The sequence below is a fragment of the Streptococcus mitis genome (assembly GCF_001579035.1).
GTDB classification, from domain to species: Bacteria; Bacillota; Bacilli; order Lactobacillales; family Streptococcaceae; genus Streptococcus; species Streptococcus mitis_J.
In genome coordinates, this window is sequence record NZ_KQ970290.1 from 41,147 (window position 1) to 46,424 (window position 5,278).

5 protein-coding genes are annotated in these 5,278 nt (G+C 34.3%); all 5 read right to left on the reverse strand.

What is annotated here, in order from left to right; all coding sequences use genetic code 11:
• Positions 1–3 precede the first annotated feature (3 nt).
• Positions 4–1,554, reverse strand: coding sequence for an ATP-binding cassette domain-containing protein (locus SMIDD26_RS08390; RefSeq protein ID WP_061439812.1), 1,551 nt, complete (start codon positions 1,552–1,554; stop codon positions 4–6).
• Positions 1,538–2,563: a radical SAM/SPASM domain-containing protein gene (locus SMIDD26_RS08395; protein ID WP_061439813.1), complete on the reverse strand. Its 1,026-nt coding sequence runs from the start codon at positions 2,561–2,563 to the stop codon at positions 1,538–1,540. Before SMIDD26_RS08395 ends, SMIDD26_RS08390 begins: the two co-directional genes overlap by 17 nt.
• A 315-nt stretch (positions 2,564–2,878) precedes the next feature.
• Entirely contained in the window at positions 2,879–3,928 is a 1,050-nt protein-coding gene (locus SMIDD26_RS08400; protein WP_134990254.1) for a radical SAM/SPASM domain-containing protein, read from the reverse strand.
• Positions 3,918–4,259, reverse strand: a complete 342-nt coding sequence (locus SMIDD26_RS08405) for a PqqD family protein (protein ID WP_000157487.1) — start codon at positions 4,257–4,259, stop codon at positions 3,918–3,920. The genes SMIDD26_RS08400 and SMIDD26_RS08405 overlap by 11 nt, the downstream gene beginning before the upstream one ends.
• A gap of 96 nt (positions 4,260–4,355) precedes the next feature.
• Positions 4,356–5,207 (reverse strand): Rgg family transcriptional regulator, encoded by an 852-nt coding sequence (locus tag SMIDD26_RS08410; protein WP_061439814.1) that lies wholly within the window; start codon positions 5,205–5,207, stop codon positions 4,356–4,358.
• Between the last annotated feature and the right edge of the window lie 71 nt (positions 5,208–5,278).

A 5,278-nucleotide genomic window follows, 5' to 3' on the forward strand; every position in this document is an offset into this window, starting at 1 on the left:
GTACTATTTTAACATCAATCTACTATAGTCATGTTTCAGAACTCTTTTCACGACAACCAACTCCCCATCCTTGATTTCCCAAATCTGATCAAAGCGTGATAGCATCTCTTCTTGACGGTGAAGTGTAAGGACGACAGCACTTGACAAGCTAAGTACCTTGTCTAATTCCTTTTGAAATTGGCTGGCATCCAAAGCAGAAAAAGGCTCATCCATGATAATTAGCGGACTATGACGATTTTTCTCCCGATTGAGATACATGTGCTGTTGCTGACCACCTGACAGGGACTGGGGTGGTATCTTTTCAAACTTTTCATCCCTAAAATTAGCCTCAAAAGTCTTGAAAATAGTGACATTATTTTCATAAGATGAGATAAAGGTGTGTTCCTGTTGCAAAATCATACCAAATTTGCCCCAGAGTTGATGAACAGGGAGATGATCAAGTAAGATTTCACCTTGAAAATCTCGGTCAGTCCCGTTTAAAATGTTAAGCATACTACTCTTTCCAGAACCATTTTCGCCGATGAGGGCGATCTTGTCCCCCTTACGAATTTCAACGTGGGGAATAGTCAAGCTAGACTCCCCCAGTCGCTTGGTGATATGGTTTAGCATCAGGCTCTCGAAAGACATCTGAGGCGCCTGAACAGCGGAAGGACGGCTGACAATTGCTTGAAAACTTTGCACAACAGGTTTGACCGACTCCAGCATTTGCAAGTCGTATAGGATTTCCTGGATTGGCTCCGAAAAAGCAGTGATATAGCCAAAGCTAGCCACAACCTCAGGAATGCCCAACTGCTGAGTGGCAAGGGAGTAAGCGAGATAAGCGAAAAGGACAATGCTGATAAACTCAAAGGAAAGCCCTGTCAGCAGAATACCCATGATTTTGGTCAAACCGTAACCCAAATACTTATCCTGCAAGGTATTGAGAGCATTTCGTTGCTGGTCCTGAAAGCCAGACAAGGTGACTTGATTGACCAGATGGTGTCCCTTGAGCAAATCCTCCAAAGTACGATAGTAATTTCCTTGCTTTTCTAGATAAACCTGCCGACGTTGGGCGGTCAACTTCCCCACAATCTTGGGAATTTGAATACTAACAGCTGTCGAAACCAGCAAAATCAAGGCAACCAGAGGATTGATGGTGCGACTAATCACCACAGTATAAATGAGAATCCGCAGAATTTGCTTGATGAAACTCATGAGAGGTGGCAGGTAGTCCTTCTCCAAGGAATCCAGGTCGTTGGACTGGTAGGAAATGTACTCCGCCACCGTTTTCTGCTTGAAATCATGATGTCCCAGCTCCAAAAGCGCCTGAAACCAGTCATTTTTAAGATGGGTCGAAAAGAGGATTGCCTGCTTCCAATCCAAACGCATCTGGATATAGTTGCAACCCAGATAGCACAACACCGCTAGGCAGTAGCCATACAAGGCAATTTGATAATGCCCCCGAACCAATTCCTGGGTGAAATAGGGTAGCAAGGCAGTGCAGACATTGGAAATACCACCAAAAACCAGATTAAAGAAAAGATACCAACGCAGCGGTTTAAGATAAATCTGCATAGACTATACTCCTTGCTAAAGCTGTTTTTTTGCATATCGTAGAACAATTTCTACTGTCTCCCGATTCTGATAATGCAATACCAGGACATTGCGTACAATAATTAGAAATCGCACATGTACTACAATTCTTACTGTTTTTTAAAGTGTATTTTGCTATCTTATTGAAAGCCGATCTATTCCATATTTCTCTGATAGGGGTCAGATATATATTTCCAATACTCCTACTGTAAAGAGAACATGGTTGTACTGCTCCTAAACATGTTATATATAGTGATAACTGCACAGAACTACACGTTAAAAAATTTTCATTCTTATGAACAAAAGTAACACCATTTATTTCATCTATTTTTTTCAGTATTGGAATTAGTTGTTTTAGAGTCAACGATTTCACTCTAACCTCATTTCCTATCGTACCTCTCCTTGGAACAATTTGGGTATCAACCTTATATTTGAAATTATTTTTCTTACAAAAATCATATACTTTATCAATGGAGTTAATGTTTTGTAAAAATAGAGGTGTTTTTACCTCTACTAGAATATCAAATTTCTTTAATAATTCTAGATTATGAAGACATCTTTCCAATGAACCTTTTTTATTGGTAATCTGATCGTGAATCTCTTTATCCATTGAGAATATTGTACAAGAAATATAATCAATATATAAATCTGACAAAATTGCAATGCGTTGCTCATTCAACATTGACACATTTGAATAGATAATTACATTGAAAAACATTTCCCTAGCAATCTTAATATATTTCATAGCAAAAGGATGTGCAAACACTTCTCCTCCTGTAAAAACAATTTCAAATGTACCTAACTCTCGTAATTGAACTAAGAGATTTCTAAAAGTATCTAAATCAAATCCTTTCTGATTATATTCTGAAATGTAACAATGTTCACATCTCCAATTACAAAACGAAGTTATTTCAATCGTTACTGAGTATAAATTACGATTTTCTCGGTATAATTTTATAACATCTGTTATATCTTTAATAGTTTCAGTCATGCATATCACAACTCCTAAAAAGGTAAGCAAAGAACGATACAAGTTAAAATTATTTAATCATCCTTTGCATTACCTTTAGCAACATCTAATCAAAAGTTGATTAGTTACTACTTGTGTCAACAACAATATGAGAACTTCCACCACTACATAGTGCTGACTTTCTACTACTGATAACAACTGTTGGTGCTTTAACAACCAATTGTGGTTTTTTGAAAACTTTAGTCATGAACCCTCTCTCCTTTCCCATCATGTAGTACTTATATGCCTCTCTCCAGAGGAATTAAAAATAACACTTCATATCTCTCTAACTAAAAATTAACAATAAAAACTCGTTATACCAATGCCAGAATAATAGTCTTGATTAACATACCTTGCTCTAGCTACTTGACGCTCAGATTTTAAACATCCCCAAAGAGATTTATCCTCAAGTAATGCTATACCACTACATCTATTGCAATACTTATTAAGTGGGCAACTTGGGCACTTCTCCAATTCGCTAAATTTCTTATTTTGAATCTCGTGCAAAGTAGTAGAATTTAACCAAATATCCTTAATGGAAGTCTCTAATATATTTCCAATAGGTATGTTTAAATTATTACATGCTAAAAAATTTCCATTTGATTCTATAGTACAACTGTATCTTGTTGCATTACAGACATACATACTTGAATTATTTTCGAAACATCTAAAATTTCTAATTGTGTCTATTTTTACTATATTCTCATTCAAAAACTGATCACTCACACGAAATGTAGACGGGCTGGCATTACCATCAGTTTTATAAAAGATATTCGTTGTAGCTAAATGCTTAAAATTCATATTTTTACAAAACTCCGATACTTCATCAATACAATTTTGGTTGGTAGTAAGAATAATCTGTTTAACTTCCACTGGTATATCGTATTCTTTTAATAAATTCAAATTGGCTACCGTTTTCTTCAGTGAACCTTTAACTGAAGTTATTTGATCATGGATATTTTCATTCATTGAAAACACCGTACATGATACTTGAGAAATATTCAATTCAGCTAACGCCTTAATTATCTCCTCATTCAACAATGAAACATTCGTAAACAATTTAACATCAAAGAACATCTCTCTAGCATCTCTAATAATTTCCAATGTATCTGGTCGTGTAAATATCTCACCACCTGTAAAGAGCAATTCAAACGTCCCCATCTCTCTCAAATCCTGAAACAATTCATAAAGACATTCTCTTGAAATCCCCTTAGTGACATACGAAGGAAGATAACAATGCTTACACCGCCAATTACACCTTGTTGTTAATTCTATAGTAACAGATAGTAATGTTTTGTTTTTTGAAGCTAAAGCGTATATATCATTATCATAGAATTCAGAGTTCATAAATTAGTCCATTCTCTAAGAGTTCTAGTACAAACTCATCTACCAGTGACTTAATTTCAGAAATGTCACAGCCATATATCTCAGAAAGGCTAAGTAAAACTTGATTATAAGTCCTCTGCTTGGAAAAAGAAAGCCAAATATCTTTTGAGGAATCTTCCAGTAAAAACATTTTATTTATCTGTTTATCCAAAATATAAACTACCCCTGTCGTTGGCTCCATTTGCCAGGCCAACTGTTTCGAATAATAATACCTCATTGATAATTCTGAATCTGCTGTACTAATTGCTGTTAGTTCAGTTTCCATCAATTCATATTTCTCTAAACTAGCCATGACTATCCCTTCTTTGCTTTAAATTATATTTGTAAGCTTACGAGCATAGTTTATCACTTTATAAATCTAATTCTATTTTGTCCCAAATCTGCACTTTCATTTATCATCTGATAAAGGTGCTAATATTTTAATTAAATGCTCCTCATATCTTTCTGCAAGTTTCTCACATTCTGCTGCGCGCATAAATCCAATTACTTTTCTCATTTTTAGGATTGATTTTGTTGTCTGTTCTTTTTTAAATTCATAAAAAGAGCGTGCATATGTAAAAATCAACCGTTCATAAATTTCGGATTCATCAAAATAAAAATGCGAAATTTGTTTTTCAAAATATTTTGCATCCGTTAGATAATCTCTTTCAATACAAATGATAAAAGCATTTAGAGCCATACTAGCGATTACTCTTCTATAACTAGGTATGTCATGATAAAACTCAGTTCTATGTAACATCTCTTTAGATAATAATAGAAATGTTTCATGATTGAAAATATACATGATATTTCCAAATAATAAAATTTCAAACATTCCCCAATAATCAACACTAAATAAGTAATCGGTTATTCTGTTTATATCCGTATCGCTGAAATATTCTTCGTTAGAAAGTTCTTGTAATTTTATTTTTAAAAAAATAATTTCGATTGTTGAAAAAATAGATAAATCATCATTTTCCATGAGTTTAATCAACATTTTATGTAATTTAGCCACGTTTCTCTTAAGGAAACACTGCTTAACTTCATCTATAAGTTGATAAAAGTGATCTCTTTTAAAATCATTAGCTGCAAACATAAATTCCTCGATGGGAACATTTATCTGTTCAAGAGCCAACAAAAATTTTGTTATCGTTAAATCTGTCTCCCCCTTTTCAAACCTAGACAGCTGTGAACGTGATATTCCTTTGTGCTCAATCTCTCTAAGAGTAATTTTTCTTGATTCTCTAAATAATTTATATATTTCTCCAAATTTTTTTTAACATCCTATACCTCCATGAGCAAATATGGGACAAATCTCAAATAAAATCTATC

Coding starts and splice junctions, on each gene's coding strand:
- SMIDD26_RS08400 (WP_134990254.1), bottom strand. CDS start 3,928: ATGAACTCTGAATTCTATGATAATGATATATACGCTTTAGCTTCAAAA.
- SMIDD26_RS08390 (WP_061439812.1), bottom strand. CDS start 1,554: ATGCAGATTTATCTTAAACCGCTGCGTTGGTATCTTTTCTTTAATCTG.
- SMIDD26_RS08405 (WP_000157487.1), bottom strand. CDS start 4,259: ATGGCTAGTTTAGAGAAATATGAATTGATGGAAACTGAACTAACAGCA.
- SMIDD26_RS08395 (WP_061439813.1), bottom strand. CDS start 2,563: ATGACTGAAACTATTAAAGATATAACAGATGTTATAAAATTATACCGA.